Raw genomic sequence first — 14,850 nt, forward strand, 5'->3', positions numbered from 1 at the left:
CCGGCCGGCCCTGTGAAGGTCCGGCTGTCGGCGCGGGAAGCCCTCCCGGCAACGCCGGTCGGGCCCTCGACGCCGTTCTGGTGCCGGCGCGCGCCTGTCGCGTCGGTCAGACGGACCGGTCGGGGGCGCCGAGCATCGCGGAAGCCCGCTGCAACGGGCTGTCGACGCGCACGGGGACGGCCTCGGGAAGGGTGCGGCAGGTGAAGCCCAGAAGGGCCATGGCCTTCAGGACTTCGCCGGCGCTGAAGTCGCGGCGGTCCTGGCGGGTGATGACCTGGCCGACCTGCTTGGCGGGGTAGTGGCGTCGTCCGATGATCACGGACTCGCCGGTGACCGGTTCCGGCTTGACACCTTTCATCGATTCCAGCACGCCGCTCTTGGTCAGGTCGAAGGGGAAGCGGGCAATGACACAGCGCATGACGCCTCACAGGGCAGGAGAGGATACGAGGCCGGCCGCCGTCCGGCGGTTCAGCGGGAGAGAGCGAGGACGCCCAGGGCGCTGCCGTGGTCGTCGACCACGGGCACCGGCCCGAACCGTCCGAGAGGCACCGCTTCCTCGGCTTCTTCCCTCGTGGCCGACGGTGAGACGAAGGGCTTGCTGTCGTCGGTGATGTCACCGAGGCGGAGCCGGTCGGTGTACCGGGAGCTGTCCCGGACGGCGGTGAGCCGGGCCCGGGTGACCAGGTCGACGCACCGGGCGTCTTCGTCGCACACGACCAGATGCTCGGCACGGGCGGCGGCCATCACGGACAGCGCCACCTCGACGGTCATGTCGTACCAGACCTGCGGCCCGGCCGCGTCCATGACGTCGGCCACCGTCCCGTGTGAGGGGCGAGCGTTTACGGAGCGGTCCTGCAACTGTTCCAGCGTCAAAGGGTGCCTCCTGTGCAGACGGGCGGGGTTCCTGGTCAGGACGGTTCTAGGCGGCCTCACCGGCCGAGGACCGGCGTGCGGGGCGGCGGGTCGCCGAGGCGGGGCGGCGTCGGCCGCGTGAGGTGGCGCCGCGCTTCTTGGGGCGTTCGGTCACCGGGGCGGTGATGACGACCGGGATGCCGGTCGGGGCCTGGGCTCCGGTGATCCGCCTGAGGGCCTCGCCGCCCGAGCTGACCTGGGTGGTCTGCGGCCGGATCCCGGCGTCCGACATGAGCCGGACCATGCCGCGACGCTGGCCCGGTGTGACGAGCGTGACGACGCTGCCGGCCTCGCCCGCCCGAGCCGTGCGCCCGCCGCGGTGGAGGTAGTCCTTGGGGTCGGTCGGCGGGTCGACGTTGACGACGAGGTCGAGGTTGTCGACGTGGATACCGCGCGCCGCGACGTTGGTCGCCACCAGCACGGTGACGTGACCGGTCTTGAACTGCGCCAGGGTGCGGGTGCGCTGCGGCTGGGACTTGCCGCCGTGCAGGGCTGCGGCCCGCACCCCGCTGCTCAGCAGGTCCTGGGTCAGCCGGTCGACGGCGTGCTTGGTGTCCAGGAACATGATCACGCGGCCGTTGCGTGCGGCGATCTCGGTGGTGGCCGCGTGCTTGTCGGCACCGTGGACGTGCAGCACGTGGTGCTCCATCGTCGTGACAGCGCCCGCCGAGGGGTCGACGGAGTGCACGACCGGATCGGTCAGGTAGCGGCGCACGAGCAGGTCGACGTTGCGGTCGAGGGTGGCGGAGAACAGCATGCGCTGGCCCTCGGGACGCACCTGGTCGAGCAGGGCGGTGACCTGCGGCATGAAGCCCATGTCAGCCATCTGGTCGGCCTCGTCGAGGACGGTGCCGGAAACCTGGTCCAGCCGGCAGTCGCCACGGTCGATGAGGTCCTTGAGGCGCCCCGGAGTGGCGACGACGACCTCGGCGCCACCACGCAGCGCCGACGCCTGCCTGCCGATCGACATCCCGCCCACGACGGTGACCAGCCGCAGCTTCACAGAGCGGGCGTACGGGGCGAGCGCGTCGGTGACCTGCTGCGCCAGCTCCCGCGTCGGTACGAGGACCAGCCCCAGAGGCTGCCGGGGCTCGGCCCGCCGTCCGGCCGTGCGGGCCAGCAGGGCCAGCCCGAAGGCGAGGGTCTTTCCGGAACCGGTGCGCCCGCGGCCGAGGACGTCGCGGCCGGCGAGGGAGTTCGGCAGGGTCGCGGCCTGGATCGGGAACGGCACGGTCACCCCCTGTGCGCTCAGCGCGGCCAGCAGTTCCCCGGGCATGTCGAGATCGGCGAAGCCCTCCACAGCGGGAAGCGCGGGAGTGACCGTCCTGGGCAGCGCGAACTCCCCCTGGACGGCGACGGGCCGGTGGCCGTGACCGCCGGAACGGCTCGGCCCGGCAGACCGGCGCGGCGCCGGCGAGCCGAAGCGGCTGCCGCCCGTTCCGGAGTCGGCAGCGCCCTTACGGGTGCGGGCGAAACGGTCGTTCGTGCGTGTGCGGTTCATACGGAACCTTCCTCGATGCGGCACATATCAAGGAATTCCCGAAGCAATGAGCAGCACGGAGAACCGCAAGAATGGACCGGTGGGCCTTGATGGCGAATATCGCCCACAGAAAATCCGTGCGGGCGCAGGCGCCGGAATGATCGGGTGCACTGTGGGCTCGATATCGAAGCGCCCGCTGCGCTGTAGCTGTGAGGATGCGTCTGCACCCTCGAAGGACGATCCGTGTGCGGTACGCGCACGATGTTCGGGTTTCGTCCGCAGGCGAAAACGCTGCGGGAAAAGCATGTAGCTGGGGCCCGCACCCCGAAGGATGCGGGCCCCAGCTACACGTGTGTGACAGTCGGCGTCAGGCGGGAACGATGTTCTCGGCCGTCGGGCCCTTCTGGCCCTGCGCGATGTCGAAGGTCACCTTCTGGCCCTCCAGCAGCTCGCGGAAGCCCTGGGTGGCGATGTTCGAGTAGTGGGCGAACACGTCGGCGCCGCCACCGTCCTGCTCGATGAAGCCGAAGCCCTTTTCCGCGTTGAACCACTTCACGGTACCAGCAGCCATGTCATTTCTCCTTTGGGGCAGTGCATACGGGGTCCGCACCGTGCGAACCTCGTGTCGCCGCGATGATCACCCCGTCCGGAAAAAGACCGGATATACAAAAGTGCCTCCAGCGGCGCAAAGCCGACCGGAGCACTTGAAGTTCGGGAACCACAACTGCAACTGACATCGACAGTAGCACGCCACAGCAGTCGCTGCGCGGTGAAGAAAGAGCCCCGGTTGTATTACTGCAGAGAATCTGTCCGCATGCTCCGACGAAACCTCAGCTCGTGGGCACAGATATTGGCCCGCCGTGCGACATATTCCTGCGTGCCGCGCGTCGATCCCAGACCGGGTTCCTGACGGCTCGCTTCTTCCCGGGAGCGAGCCGTCTGCCGGGCCCGTGTGCGCTGACCGCATGCGGACGGGGCGCGGCCGGCGCAGGAGCGGCAGGGTTCGTTCGTCCTTCGTCCTCCACCCGAGGCGTGTGACGGAGAACCCAGTCGTTTCGTACTCAGCCCTGGCGCGGCGCAGGCCTGAGCACCGCGAACCGGGCGCCGTAGGGATCGGCGAGCCGTGCCACGCGGCCGACGCCCTCGATGTCCGTCGCCGGCATCCGCACCGAGCCGCCCAGCTCCGTGGTCCGGGCGACCACCGCGTCCGCGTCGTCGACCGCGAAGTACGGCAGCCACCCGGCGTCCGTGTCCGCCGGGTCCCCGGCGAGCGGGACGATGCCGCCGAACATGGCCTCCTCGCCCGCCCCGGCCGGATTGACGCAGGTGTAGGAGCCGCCGGGGAAGGAGACGGCGGAGGTTTCCAGGCCGAGCACAGCACGGTAGTACGCGGCGGCCGCCGCCACGTCCGCCGTGTGCAGCTCGGCCCAGCACAGCGCGCCGGTCTCGCCGGCCACGTCCAGGCCGGCGCGCTGCGCCGGCTGCCAGATGCCGAACGGCAGCCCGGCCCGGTCGGCGAGGACCGCCATGGTGCCCTGGTCCATGACGTCCGCCGGCCGCACCAGGACACCGCCGTGGGCCTGCTCCGAGGCCTTGGCCGCGGCGTGGGCGTCCGGGGTCTGGAAGTACACGGTCCACGAGGGCGGACCCTGCTCCTCGGTCGTGCCCATGCCGCCGGCCGCGATCCGGCCGTCGAGTTCGAAGAAGCCGTAGCCGCCGGCCTCCGGCCCCGCCGACCGGAACCGCCAGCCGAAGAGTCCGCCGTAGAAGGACGTGGCGCCGTCGAGGTCCGGGGTGCCGACGTCGAGCCAGTTCGGAGCGCCGGTGACGAAACGGGTGGTGAGCATGATCGCCCTCCTTGGAAGGGTCCCGTTGCCTGCACTCACGAGTCTTCCACCGACCACCGGCCACCGCTTCCGCGCGCCGCCGTGCGCCCCCGTGCGCGGCGGAGGACGATCTGATCGGCTGCGGGTTCCGGACGGGCGGCGTTGATGCCGCGTTGATCGAACGTTTTTCGTCTCCCGGCACGCTGCTGCCCATGCACACCGAGACCACCGCGACGCCCGACCTGAGCTGGCAGGAGCAGGCGTTGTGCGCGCAGACCGGGGGCGACTTCTTCTTCCCCGAGCCCGGCAGCTCCGTACGGGACGCGAAGCGGATCTGCGCCCTGTGCCCGATCCGCTCGGCCTGCCTGGAGTTCGCCCTGGCCCACGACGAGCGTTTCGGCGTCTGGGGCGGGCTGTCGGAGAAGGAACGACTGGCCCTGCGGCGCGCCATGCCCTGAAGCGCCGCAGAGCCGGGGGCGTCAGCCCGCCGCCCGGGCCGCCAACCGGGCCTTGCGCGCCGCCAGCTTCTCGTCGAACTTGGCGGCCTCGGCGTCCAGGCCGCCCATGTACAGGCCGAGTTCCTCCTGCGCCTGCCGCCCCTCGGGGCCGAGACCGTCGATCTCCATGATCTTCAGGAAGCGCAGGACGGGCTGGATCACGTCGTCGTGGTGGATGCGCAGGTTGTAGACCTCGCCGATCGCCATCTGCGCGGCGGCCCGTTCGAAGCCGGGCATGCCGTGACCCGGCATGCGGAAGTTGACCACCACGTCCCGCACCGCCTGCATCGTCAGGTCGGGCGCCAGGTCGAAGGCCGCCTTGAGCAGGTTGCGGTAGAAGACCATGTGCAGGTTCTCGTCGGTGGCGATGCGGGCCAGCATGCGGTCGCAGACCGGGTCGCCGGACTGGTGGCCCGTGTTGCGGTGCGAGATGCGCGTGGCCAGTTCCTGGAAGGCCACGTAGGCCACCGAGTGCAGCATCGAGTGCCGGTTGTCCGACTCGAAGCCCTCGCTCATGTGGGCCATGCGGAACTGCTCCAGCTTGTCCGGGTCGACCGCGCGCGAGGCGAGCAGGTAGTCGCGCATCACGATGCCGTGCCGGCCCTCCTCGGCGGTCCAGCGGTGCACCCAGGTGCCCCAGGCGCCGTCGCGGCCGAAGAGACTGGCGATCTCGTGGTGGTAGCTGGGCAGGTTGTCCTCCGTCAGCAGGTTCACCACCAGGGCGATCCGGCCGATCTCGGTTACCTTGGACTGCTCCTTCTCCCAGGGGTCGCCGTCCTCGAAGACCCCCGGGAAGTTCCGTCCGTCGCTCCACGGCACGTACTCGTGCGGCATCCAGTCCTTGGCGACCTTCAGATGCCGGTTGAGCTCCTTCTCGACCACTTCCTCCAGCGCGTACAGCAGCCGGGCGTCGGTCCAGTCGGCGGAAGTGCCGAGGTGCGGGGAGACGATCGTCACGAAGAACTCCAGGGACGTGTGACAGGCGGAACAGCCGGCGAGCGGTGCCGGGGAACCTACGGGATCGTAGGCTACGAAACCGTAGGTTACGAGACCGTAGGTTAAACGCACTGTAAAGGTCGCTGATCAGCCACTGTCCCGAAGGATGCGGCAGGGTCGCGAGACCCGCAGGTCCGGGGCCGGAAGGCGTCCTGCGGGCCGCGCTCGGGCGTGCAGCGCCCGCAGCCGGACCGAGAGGCACGTCACACGGCCCCCCGCCTCTCGAACGTGCCGCTGCCGAACCGGTCCTTCGGCGAGCCTGCGGCCGGCGCGGCGGACGAGGGCCTCGGCGGTGGACCCGAGTGCGCCCTTGGGGCCGGCGAACCGGCGCCGGCTGCCGCGGCGGCCGTGGCGCGGCGCCGGTTCTCCGTCATGCAGCGTGGGTCCGGGCCCGCCGGACCCCGCTCAGCCCCTCGTGGCCCTCCTGAGATGCTCCGCGGTGCTGGAGCCGCGGGCCGCGAGCAGCTCGCGCGGGGTGCCCTCGAAGATCACCCGGCCCCCGTCCCGCCCGCCGTCCGGGCCGAGGTCGATCACCCGGTCGGCGTGCGCCACCACGTCCAGGTTGTGCTCGACCACCACGACGGTGTTGCCGGCGTCCACCAGCCGGTCCAGCAGGGCGAGCAGCCCTTCGACGTCCGACATGTGCAGGCCGGTGGTCGGCTCGTCCAGGACGTAGACGGCACCCGTGCGGTGCAGCCGGGTGGCCAGCTTGATCCGCTGCCGCTCGCCCCCGGAGAGCGTGGACAGCGGCTGCCCGAGGGTGAGGTAGGTCAGGCCGACGTCGCGCAGGGCGCGCAGACGGCGCCGTACGCCCGTGTCGGTGAAGAAGTCCAGTGCCTGGTCGGCCGTCATCGCGAGCACGTCGGCGACCGACCGGCCGTCGACCGTCAGCCGCAGCACCTCCTCCCGGAAGCGCCGTCCCTCGCAGTCGTGGCAGGTCGTCGTGACCGGGTCCATGAAGGCCAGGTCGGTGTGGATCGCCCCTCGCCCCTCGCACGTGCCGCAGGCCCCGGCCGAGTTGAAGCTGAAGAAGCCCGGCTCCGCACCGGTCGCCCGCGCGAAGATCTTCCGCACCGTGTCCATGATCCCGAGGTAGGTCGCCGGGGTGGAGCGGGCGGAGATCCCGATGGCCGACTGGTCGACGACCACGGCGTCCGGATGGGCGGCGGTCAGCTCCGCGACCAGCGTGCTCTTGCCCGACCCGGCGACCCCGGTGACCGCGGTGAGCACCCCGGTCGCGAACGACACCGTCACCTCCCGCAGGTTGTGCCGGTCGGCGCCCTTGACCCACAGCTCGCCGGTGGCCGTGCGCACGGTGTCCTTCACCGCCGTACGCCGCCCCAGGCACCGCCCGGTGAGGGTGTCCGACGCGGCCAGTTCGGCCGGCGTCCCCTCGAACACCACCCGGCCCCCCTCGGCACCGGCTCGCGGGCCCATGTCGACGACGTGGTCGGCCAGCGCGATGACGTCCGGGTCGTGCTCGACCACGAGTACGGTGTTGCCCTTGTCGCGCAACCGCAGCAGCAGGTCGCCCAGGCGCCCGACGTCACGCGGGTGCAGCCCGACGCTGGGCTCGTCGAAGATGTACGTCATCCCGGTCAGACTGGAGCCGAGGTGCCGCACGGTCTTCAGCCGCTGCCCCTCGCCGCCGGACAGGGTGGCGGTCTCCCGGTCGAGGCTGAGGTAGCCGAGGCCGATCGCCTCCACCCGTTCCAGCGCGGCCACGGCTGCGGCGGCGACGGGCAGGGCCACGGGGTCGTCGATCCGCCGCAGCACCGCGATCAGGTCCGTGATCTGCATGCGCGAGCAGTCGGCGATCGAGTGCCCGTCGATCCGGCTCGCGAGCGCCGCCGCGTTCAGCCGGGCCCCGCCGCAGTCGGGACAGCGGGCCTCGACCAGGAAGCCGCGCACGAGGTCACGCGTCTTCTCGCTCATGCCGGAAAGGTCCCGCTTGAGGTACAGCCGCTCGAACCGGTCGGCGAGTCCCTCGTACTCGGTGCTCCACGTCCCGCCCGAGCCGTTGACGGTGACCTTGCTGCCGGGCCGTCCGCGCATCAGGAAGGCGCGCTCGGCCGCGGTGAAGTCGCCGACCGGCTTGTCGGTGTCCAGCTCCTCGGTGTTGGTGTAGGCCTGCCCCTGCCAGGTCCCGGCGGCGAACGGCGGGAAGCGCACCGCCCCGCCGGCCAGCGACCTGGCCGGGTCCAGGATCCGGTCCCAGTCGGGCTGCACCCTGCGCCCCAGGCCGTCGCAGCCCGGGCACATGCCCGACGGGTCGTTGAACGAGTACGCCGTCGCGCCGCCGGCGCTGGGGGTGCCGTGCCGGGAGAACAGCACCCGCAGCACCGAGTGGATGTCGGTCATCGTGCCGACCGTGGACCGGGAGTGGCCGCCGACCGGGCGCTGGTCGACGACGATCGCGGGGGTCAGGTCCTCCAGGGCGTCCGCGTGCGGCCGCTCGTACTTGGGCAGCCGGTTGCGCACGAACCAGGTGAACGTCTCGTTCAGCTGGCGCTGCGACTCCACCGCGATCGTGTCGAACACGACCGACGACTTCCCCGACCCCGAAACGCCGGTGAACACGGTCAGCCGGCCCTTCGGGATGCGCAGCGTGACGTCCTGGAGGTTGTTCTCCCTGGCCCCGGTGATGGTGATGAACTCGCTCATCCAGCGGACGCTAGGCGGAATACCCGACAGTTTCCGGCGTGATTTCCTTCAGTTCTCCCTCCTCCAGCAGCAGCCAGCGCGTGATGCCGAGCGACTTGAGGAACGGCAGGTCGTGACTGGCCACGATCAGCGCTCCCTCGTACGCCTCCAGCGCGCTGGTGAGCTGCCGCACGCTCGCCATGTCCAGGTTGTTGGTCGGCTCGTCCAGCATCAGCAGCTGCGGCGCGGGCTCGGCCAGCATCAGCGCGGCCAGCGCCGCCCGGAAGCGTTCGCCGCCGGACAGCGTCGCCGCCCGCTGGTCGGCGCGGGCGCCCCGGAACAGGAAGCGCGCCAGCCGCGCCCGGATACGGTTGTTCGTGGCACCCGGCGCGAACCGGGCCACGTTCTCGGCGACCGTCAGGTCCTCGTCGAGGACGTCCAGGCGCTGCGGCAGGAACCGCAGCGGCACATGGGCCGTCGCCTCGCCCGCCACCGGCGCCAGCTCCCCGGCGACGGTGCGCAGCAGCGTGGTCTTGCCCGCGCCGTTGCGCCCGATCAGCGCGATCCGTTCGGGACCGTGCACGTCGAGACCGCCCGCCACACCGGCGCCGTACGCCGGCTCCAGGTCCCGCAGGGTGAGCACGGTCCGGCCCGGCGGCACGGCCGTGTACGGCAGGTCGACGCGGATCTCGTCGTCGTCCCGCACGGCCTCCACCGCGTCGTCGAGCCGCTCCTTGGCCTCGGCGAGCTTCTCCTCGTGCATGATGCGGTACTTCCCGGCGGACTGCTGGGCCGTGCGGGCGCGCAGCTTCATCACGGCCCGGGGCTCGCGCTTGGTGTCGTACATCTTCTGTCCGTAGCGCCTGCGCCGGGCCAGGACGACCTGGGCGTCGGCCAGTTCGCGCTTCTGCCGGCGCAGATCGGACTCGGCGACCCGGACCATCCGCTCGGCCGCCTCCTGCTCCACGGCGAGCGCCTCCTCGTAGGCCGTGAGGTTGCCGCCGTACCAGGTGACCGAGCCGGAACGCAGGTCGGCGATCTGGTCGACCCGGTCCAGCAGCTCGCGGTCGTGGCTGACCACGACCAGCACACCCGGCCAGGACTCGACGGCCGCGTACAGCCGCTTGCGGGCGTACACGTCGAGGTTGTTGGTCGGCTCGTCCAGGAGCAGCACGTCGGGCCGGTCCAGCAGCAGCGCGGCCAGCCGCAGCAGCACCGACTCGCCGCCCGACAGCTCGCCGACGGTGCGGTCGAGGCCGACGTGGCCCAGACCCAGTTCGCCCAGCGTGGCCAGGGCGCGTTCCTCGACGTCCCAGTCGTCGCCGACGGTCTCGAAGTGTTCCTCGCTCACGTCGCCCGCCTCGATGGCGTGCAGGGCGGCCCGCCGTCCGTCGATGCCGAGCGCCTCGTCGACCCGCAGCGCGGTGTCGAGCGTGACGTTCTGCGGCAGGTGGCCCACCTCGCCGGCCACCCGGACGGTGCCCTCGGCCGGGGTGAGCCGGCCGGCGATCAGCTTCAACAGGGTTGATTTGCCTGCTCCGTTGGCACCGACGAGGCCGGTGCGGCCGGGTCCGAAGGCGACGTCGAGTCCGTCGAAGACGGCGGTGCCGTCGGGCCAGGCGAAGGACAGGGCGGTGCAGGTGAGAGAAGTGGGGGAAGCAGACATACGGGTCTCCGCGGTTGCTCGAAGCGGTCAGGGGCAAACGCGTATCGAGACACCGGAAGCGCGCGGCCGTCGTCGCAGGAAGGGAGGGCACGAAGAAAGCCCTGTTCCGTCAGGAGGCACGGACGGCTCGAACGCCGAGGTCGCACGCGGCGGCCACACGTGAGATACGTGTGACGCGGTGTCTCAGGACCTCAGACGAGCAACGTCCTTCTCCAATCGGCGGCAACAGAAGCGGTACCGAACTTAGAAAAGACCCGGTTGGCCTGTCAACGCATTTACGCGGAACCCGAGGAGGCCCCCGTGCCCGACGGCTCGCTCTCCCTGCCGGCCCGGCTCTGCCTGCTGTCCTGGGACCCCGCCCGGTCCTCGGCGGCCGACACCGCCCGGGCCCACCACCTGGTGCGCGCCGGCGCGCTCACCGAACTGGCCCGGCGCGGGCTGCTCACCGACGACGAGGGCATCGCCACCCCCGCCGACCTGGACTCCCGCGCCGGGGACGCCGTCCTGGACGGGCTGCTGGAACTGGTCCGCGAGTCGCTGCCGCACCGGTGGCGCACCTGGGTGCGGCTGCACGCACGGGTCACCTTCGACGCCGTGCGGGAGCAGCTCGTGGCCGAGGGGTACCTGCGGGCCGAGAAGAAGCGGGTGCTCGGTGTGTTCCCGTCCGTGGAGTACGTGCTCGCGCGGGCCGCCGCGGCACGGGCGCTGCGGGAGCAGGCGCGGGACCTGCTGGAAGGGCCGCTGCCGGCCGGGGAGGTCTCCGAGCGGGACGCGGCCCTGGCCGTGCTGGCGGCCGCCGCCGGACTGGGCGGGCCCCCGGGCGCGGCGTTCGGGGCGCGCGGACGGGACCGGGTCGCGGAGCTGACCGGGCGGTGCGCGGGCGCGGCCCCCGGCCTGCGGAGGATCGTGGACGAGGTGCGGGACGCGGTGAGCGACGAGACCGCCCGCGCGCCGGTGTCCGCGCGCGGCTGAGCGCCGTCCGTGGCCGCGGGCGCTCGCAGGGGGCCGCAGGGCCCGCACCGGCCCGCAGGGGGCCCGCACCGGCCCGCAGGGGGCCCGCACCGGCCCGCAGGAGGTCAGCAGCTCCCGCGCATCAGCTCCGCCAGGTCGTGGTCCAGGTCGAGCTGGAGGTGTTCCAGCCCCACCGGCACCAGCTCGCCGGCCGCCCGCAGGAACCGGCGCAGCTCGCCCGAGCGGACGTGGACCACGGCGGTGCCCTCGGGTGCGTGGAACTCCAGCACGGTCCGGTCGTAGCCGTACGGGCGCACCCGGACGTCGCCGTGGCCGTTCGGCTCCTGCATCCCGGCGATGAGCAGCTCGCGGGAGAAGGTCCAGCAGACCTCCACGCCCTCGAGGGTGGCCGGGGCCGGGAAGGTCATGCGCACGGCGAACGGGTCGGCACGGTCGTAGCGCAAGGTGGCGGGGATGCTCGGCATACGCGGCGCGGCGGCGACGAGACGCGCCTCGACGGGCTGCTCGATGACGGTGGACAACGCCTTGCTCCCTCGTGACGGCTGGACGGGCTTCGGGCTTCGGGACGGTGCGGGCCGGGCACTGGGAGAGACGTCGGAACCAGCCCATCCGTGCACACGACGAGCGAGTGACCTCTGTCACCGCGTTCATGCCCGCGAGTGACACGTCTCTCCCCGCGTGCCCCGCAGGGCACTTGAGGCACTCGTGCGCCCCGTGCGCGTCCCGGCGGCACGGTCCCACGCCCTCTGGACGCCTCCCGCGCGGTGGGCTAGCTTCGCCCGCCATGAGGCGCACGGGGAGCACGCGACGCACGGTACGGTCCGTTCGAGCCGGCGGCAGGCGGACGGGGCGGGTGGCGCTCGCGGGGGCGGTCTGCGCCGCGGCGCTGGCCGCGCTGACCGCCGTACCCGCCCAGGCGCACCAGCGGCCGCAGTGGGACGTGAAGGACACCGGGGTCCCGGACGTCCGGTTCCGGGGGCTCGCCGCCGTCGGCCGGCACACCGCCTGGGTGGCCGGCACCGGCGGCACGGTCCTGCGCACCACCGACGGCGGCGACACCTGGCGCGACGTCTCCCCGCCGGGCGCGGGTGAACCGGAGTTCCGGGACATCGAGGCCTTCGACGCCCGCCGGGCCGTGGTCCTGGCCATCGGCGAGGGGGAGGCGTCCCGGGTCTACCGCACCGACGACGGCGGGGCGACCTGGACCGAGTCCTTCCGCAACACCGACACGCGGGCCTTCTACGACTGCCTCACCTTCTTCGACCACCGTCACGGCCTCGCCGTGAGCGACCCCGTGGACGGGAGGTTCCGCATCCTGTCGACCAGCGACGGCGGCCGCTCCTGGAAGGTGCTGCCCGCCGAGGGCATGCCGCCCGCGCAGGACGGCGAGGCCGGGTTCGCGGCCAGTGGCCAGTGCCTGGTCTCCGCCGGGCCGAGGGACGTGTGGCTGGCCACCGGCGGGGCCGCACGCGCGCGCGTGCTGCACTCCGCCGACCGCGGCCTCACCTGGACGGCCACGGACGCCCCCGTCCCGGCCGGCGACCCGGCCCGCGGCGTCTTCGCTCTCGCCTTCCGCGACCGGGCCCACGGCCTCGCCGTCGGCGGCGACTACCGGCCCGGGCAGGCCTCCCCGCGGGCCGCCGCCCGGACGCCCGACGCCGGCCGCTCCTGGCGCCCCGCCGACCGGCCGCCGCCGGCCTACCGCTCCGGCGTCGCCTGGCTCCCGCACAGCCGTACGGCCGCCCTCGCCGTCGGTCCCACGGGCACCGACCTCACCACGGACGGCGGCCACACCTGGCGGACCGTCGACACCGGGTCCTACGACACCGTGGACTGCGCCCCGGACCTGGGCTGTTGGGCCGCGGGCGAGCAGGGCCGGGTCGCCCGGCTGGAGCGCTGACGCCGGGCGGGCGGGGGTGTTTGTCCGTAACGTGGGTAACCGTTCGCTGAACGTGAGAGGAAGTGAGCGGTCATGCCGAGCGGTTCGAACTCCAAGCGGGAGCGGCAGTACGAGCACATCAAGAAGAGCGCGAAGGACCGCGGCGAGAGCACCGGCCGCGCCAAGGAGATCGCGGCGCGGACGGTGAACAAGGAACGCGCGCAGTCCGGCGAGTCGAAGACCGCCAGCCGCACCTCGACGCAGGACAAGTCCCCGAGCAAGCGCGGCGGCCAGCGGTCCGGGAACCGGCAGGGGCCCCAGGGCCCCACCTACGACCAGCTGTACCAGGAGGCCAAGCGCCGTGACGTCCAAGGCCGTTCGAGCATGAACAAGGGCGAACTGCGCCAGGCACTGGGCAAGTGAGCCGCGGCCGTTACCCGGGCGTCTCCCGGTAGCGCTCCAGCGCGGGCGCCGTCTTCGTGGCGACGAACTCGGTGACGCGGTACGCGCACACACCGGCCCTGACGAACGGGTCGTCCGCGGTGATCTCCTCGATCCGCGCACGGTCCCCGGCGACGGCGAGGATCACCCCTCCGTCGCGGGGCTCCTTGCGCCCGGACGCCAGGAACACGCCCTGCTCGTACAGCCCGTCGAGCCAGGCCACGTGCTCCTCCAGCAGGGCGTCGACGGCTTCGAGCGGGGCGGTGTAGGACAGCTCGAGTACGAACATGGTCGCGAGCCTACTCGGGCCCTCCCGTAGGCTTGCGGCCACCATGACGACCGTGACCGTGCGGATCCCCGCCGACTGGCCCGCCACCGAGGAGCGTGCCCGCGCCGTGCAGGACGAACTGCGCGCCCGCGTGGTGCTCGACGAGCCCGGCCCGCCGCCCGGCACCGGCCGGGTGACCGGCGTGGACGTCGCCTACGACGACGAACGCGACGTCGTCGCCGCGGCGGCCGTCGTGCTGGACGCCGCGACCCTCGCCGTCGTCGCGCAGGCCACGGCCGTCGGGCGGATCTCCTTCCCCTACGTGCCCGGTCTGCTGGCGTTCCGCGAGATCCCGACCGTGCTCGCCGCCCTGGACGCGCTGCCCTGCGCGCCCGGCCTGGTCGTGTGCGACGGGTACGGCCTGGCCCACCCGCGCCGCTTCGGCCTCGCCAGCCACCTGGGCGTCCTCACCGGCCTGCCCACGATCGGCGTGGCCAAGAACCCGTTCACCTTCGCCTACGACGACCCGGCCGCCCCGCGTGGGAGTACGTCCCCGCTGCTCGCCGGCGCGGAGGAGGTCGGGCGTGCGGTGCGCACGCGCGATGCCGTCAAGCCGGTCTTCGTCTCCGTCGGGCACCGGGTGGGCCTCGCCAACGCCTGCGCCCACACGCTGGCCCTCGCGCCCGCCTACCGGTTGCCGGAGACCACCCGCAGGGCCGACGCCCTGTGCCGCGCGGCCCTGCGGGACGCCGTCTACCCGGCCTGATCCTCGACGCTCCAGCGGCCCACCTCCCGGTACGCCGAGTCGTAGACCGCCGAGCCGTCGCCGGGCCGCATGGCGTAGTGCTTCAGGTTGCCGCCCCAGTAGCGCAGGATCCGCTGCAGTTCGCCCGCGGGGTCCTCGGCGAGCGCGCCCTCGTCCATGGTGACTTCGAGAAGGAACTTCATGCCTTCAAGGATTTCATTGAACTCCCCGTTGACACTTGGCCGCGCACCGTCCCCGGCAGCGGAGGGCGCAGTGCGTGAAAGTCTCCACGGGGAGGTCCGGGCGCCCGGGCGGATCTGAGTACGCGTACGGATGTGCCGCCGTCCGCCGGCCCGGCAGGGTGGGCGGCATGACTTTCCACCGTGCACCCAAGTACTCGGCCGAGCCCGGCCGGCCCGTCGGACGGGCCGTGACCGCGGGACTGGTGCTGGCGGTGGGCGCGGGCCTGGCCTGGATCGGCGGGATGATCTACACCCTCGCCGGGTGGTCCGGGTAGGCGTCGCC

General features: G+C 72.5%; 17 protein-coding genes. 6 read left to right on the plus strand and 11 right to left on the minus strand.

What is annotated here, in order from left to right; translation table 11 throughout:
• Positions 1-106: 106 nt before the first annotated feature.
• The 5 genes from Sdi02f_RS02115 to Sdi02f_RS02135 all read right to left on the minus strand — a co-directional run bounded on the left by Sdi02f_RS02115 (position 107) and on the right by Sdi02f_RS02135 (position 4,239).
• Positions 107-418 carry an SCO5918 family protein gene (locus Sdi02f_RS02115; RefSeq protein WP_030404048.1) on the minus strand — a complete coding sequence of 104 codons (312 nt, stop codon included), beginning with the start codon at positions 416-418 and terminating at the stop codon, positions 107-109.
• A gap of 50 nt (positions 419-468) precedes the next feature.
• A complete protein-coding gene (locus tag Sdi02f_RS02120; RefSeq protein WP_030404049.1) occupies positions 469-873 on the minus strand; it encodes a CBS domain-containing protein in 405 nt (134 codons plus the stop codon).
• Between the two features lie 46 nt (positions 874-919).
• A complete protein-coding gene (locus Sdi02f_RS02125; RefSeq protein WP_030404050.1) occupies positions 920-2,413 on the minus strand; it encodes a DEAD/DEAH box helicase in 1,494 nt (497 codons plus the stop codon).
• 346 nt (positions 2,414-2,759) lie between these two features.
• Positions 2,760-2,963 carry a cold-shock protein gene (locus Sdi02f_RS02130; protein WP_030404051.1) on the minus strand — a complete coding sequence of 68 codons (204 nt, stop codon included), beginning with the start codon at positions 2,961-2,963 and terminating at the stop codon, positions 2,760-2,762.
• A gap of 490 nt (positions 2,964-3,453) precedes the next feature.
• Complete coding sequence (locus Sdi02f_RS02135; RefSeq protein WP_031086544.1) at positions 3,454-4,239, minus strand: VOC family protein; 786 nt, start codon at positions 4,237-4,239, stop codon at positions 3,454-3,456.
• 191 nt (positions 4,240-4,430) lie between these two features.
• Here Sdi02f_RS02135 and Sdi02f_RS02140 point away from each other — a divergent pair, with 191 nt between their 5' ends.
• Positions 4,431-4,676, plus strand: coding sequence for a WhiB family transcriptional regulator (locus Sdi02f_RS02140; RefSeq protein WP_030404053.1), 246 nt, complete (start codon positions 4,431-4,433; stop codon positions 4,674-4,676).
• 21 nt (positions 4,677-4,697) lie between these two features.
• On the opposite strand, the gene Sdi02f_RS02145 is transcribed toward Sdi02f_RS02140, so the two are convergent.
• The 3 genes from Sdi02f_RS02145 to Sdi02f_RS02155 all read right to left on the minus strand — a co-directional run bounded on the left by Sdi02f_RS02145 (position 4,698) and on the right by Sdi02f_RS02155 (position 10,020).
• Positions 4,698-5,672, minus strand: a complete 975-nt coding sequence (locus Sdi02f_RS02145; RefSeq protein ID WP_030404054.1) for an acyl-ACP desaturase — start codon at positions 5,670-5,672, stop codon at positions 4,698-4,700.
• Positions 5,673-6,116: 444 nt separating this feature from the next.
• Positions 6,117-8,375: an ATP-binding cassette domain-containing protein gene (locus tag Sdi02f_RS02150; protein ID WP_031086547.1), complete on the minus strand. Its 2,259-nt coding sequence runs from the start codon at positions 8,373-8,375 to the stop codon at positions 6,117-6,119.
• Positions 8,376-8,385: 10 nt separating this feature from the next.
• Entirely contained in the window at positions 8,386-10,020 is a 1,635-nt protein-coding gene (locus Sdi02f_RS02155) for an ABC-F family ATP-binding cassette domain-containing protein (protein WP_031185572.1), read from the minus strand.
• A 300-nt stretch (positions 10,021-10,320) separates the two neighbouring features.
• Here Sdi02f_RS02155 and Sdi02f_RS02160 point away from each other — a divergent pair, with 300 nt between their 5' ends.
• Positions 10,321-10,992, plus strand: coding sequence for a GOLPH3/VPS74 family protein (locus Sdi02f_RS02160; protein ID WP_031086550.1), 672 nt, complete (start codon positions 10,321-10,323; stop codon positions 10,990-10,992).
• A 104-nt stretch (positions 10,993-11,096) separates the two neighbouring features.
• On the opposite strand, the gene ssgD is transcribed toward Sdi02f_RS02160, so the two are convergent.
• The gene (gene ssgD / locus Sdi02f_RS02165) at positions 11,097-11,513 is read right to left on the minus strand and encodes a spore wall synthesis regulator SsgD (RefSeq protein WP_108932599.1); all 417 of its coding nucleotides are present in this window, start codon (positions 11,511-11,513) and stop codon (positions 11,097-11,099) included.
• A 332-nt stretch (positions 11,514-11,845) separates the two neighbouring features.
• On the opposite strand from ssgD, the gene Sdi02f_RS02170 reads away from it, so the two are divergent.
• Together Sdi02f_RS02170 and Sdi02f_RS02175 are read left to right on the plus strand one after the other, a co-directional pair.
• The gene (locus Sdi02f_RS02170) at positions 11,846-12,892 is read left to right on the plus strand and encodes a WD40/YVTN/BNR-like repeat-containing protein (RefSeq protein ID WP_108932600.1); all 1,047 of its coding nucleotides are present in this window, start codon (positions 11,846-11,848) and stop codon (positions 12,890-12,892) included.
• A gap of 72 nt (positions 12,893-12,964) precedes the next feature.
• A complete protein-coding gene (locus Sdi02f_RS02175; RefSeq protein WP_031086555.1) occupies positions 12,965-13,294 on the plus strand; it encodes a hypothetical protein in 330 nt (109 codons plus the stop codon).
• Positions 13,295-13,304: 10 nt separating this feature from the next.
• On the opposite strand, the gene Sdi02f_RS02180 is transcribed toward Sdi02f_RS02175, so the two are convergent.
• On the minus strand, positions 13,305-13,601 hold the full coding sequence (locus Sdi02f_RS02180; protein WP_030404061.1) for a YciI family protein: 297 nt from the start codon (positions 13,599-13,601) through the stop codon (positions 13,305-13,307).
• A 43-nt stretch (positions 13,602-13,644) separates the two neighbouring features.
• Here Sdi02f_RS02180 and Sdi02f_RS02185 point away from each other — a divergent pair, with 43 nt between their 5' ends.
• Entirely contained in the window at positions 13,645-14,346 is a 702-nt protein-coding gene (locus tag Sdi02f_RS02185) for an endonuclease V (RefSeq protein WP_030404062.1), read from the plus strand.
• Here the strand turns inward: Sdi02f_RS02185 and Sdi02f_RS02190 are convergent.
• Positions 14,334-14,528, minus strand: coding sequence for a hypothetical protein (locus Sdi02f_RS02190; protein WP_030404063.1), 195 nt, complete (start codon positions 14,526-14,528; stop codon positions 14,334-14,336). The genes Sdi02f_RS02185 and Sdi02f_RS02190 overlap by 13 nt on opposite strands.
• Before the next feature lie 167 nt (positions 14,529-14,695).
• On the opposite strand from Sdi02f_RS02190, the gene mmpA reads away from it, so the two are divergent.
• Positions 14,696-14,842 carry a morphogenic membrane protein MmpA gene (mmpA, locus tag Sdi02f_RS02195; protein WP_037799818.1) on the plus strand — a complete coding sequence of 49 codons (147 nt, stop codon included), beginning with the start codon at positions 14,696-14,698 and terminating at the stop codon, positions 14,840-14,842.
• Positions 14,843-14,850 lie beyond the last annotated feature (8 nt).

It is taken from the genome of Streptomyces ardesiacus, assembly GCF_003112575.1.
In the GTDB taxonomy this organism is placed as follows: Bacteria; Actinomycetota; Actinomycetes; order Streptomycetales; family Streptomycetaceae; genus Streptomyces; species Streptomyces ardesiacus.

What these genes read in the sequence shown, in the direction of transcription:
- Sdi02f_RS02115 (WP_030404048.1), bottom strand. Translation starts at nt 418, where the DNA reads ATGCGCTGTGTCATTGCCCGCTTCCCCTTCGACCTGACCAAGAGCGGC.
- Sdi02f_RS02125 (WP_030404050.1), bottom strand. Translation starts at nt 2,413, where the DNA reads ATGAACCGCACACGCACGAACGACCGTTTCGCCCGCACCCGTAAGGGC.
- Sdi02f_RS02130 (WP_030404051.1), bottom strand. Translation starts at nt 2,963, where the DNA reads ATGGCTGCTGGTACCGTGAAGTGGTTCAACGCGGAAAAGGGCTTCGGC.
- Sdi02f_RS02135 (WP_031086544.1), bottom strand. Translation starts at nt 4,239, where the DNA reads ATGCTCACCACCCGTTTCGTCACCGGCGCTCCGAACTGGCTCGACGTC.
- Sdi02f_RS02140 (WP_030404053.1), top strand. Translation starts at nt 4,431, where the DNA reads ATGCACACCGAGACCACCGCGACGCCCGACCTGAGCTGGCAGGAGCAG.
- Sdi02f_RS02150 (WP_031086547.1), bottom strand. Translation starts at nt 8,375, where the DNA reads ATGAGCGAGTTCATCACCATCACCGGGGCCAGGGAGAACAACCTCCAG.
- Sdi02f_RS02155 (WP_031185572.1), bottom strand. Translation starts at nt 10,020, where the DNA reads ATGTCTGCTTCCCCCACTTCTCTCACCTGCACCGCCCTGTCCTTCGCC.
- Sdi02f_RS02175 (WP_031086555.1), top strand. Translation starts at nt 12,965, where the DNA reads ATGCCGAGCGGTTCGAACTCCAAGCGGGAGCGGCAGTACGAGCACATC.
- Sdi02f_RS02180 (WP_030404061.1), bottom strand. Translation starts at nt 13,601, where the DNA reads ATGTTCGTACTCGAGCTGTCCTACACCGCCCCGCTCGAAGCCGTCGAC.
- Sdi02f_RS02185 (WP_030404062.1), top strand. Translation starts at nt 13,645, where the DNA reads ATGACGACCGTGACCGTGCGGATCCCCGCCGACTGGCCCGCCACCGAG.
- Sdi02f_RS02190 (WP_030404063.1), bottom strand. Translation starts at nt 14,528, where the DNA reads ATGAAGTTCCTTCTCGAAGTCACCATGGACGAGGGCGCGCTCGCCGAG.
- mmpA (WP_037799818.1), top strand. Translation starts at nt 14,696, where the DNA reads ATGACTTTCCACCGTGCACCCAAGTACTCGGCCGAGCCCGGCCGGCCC.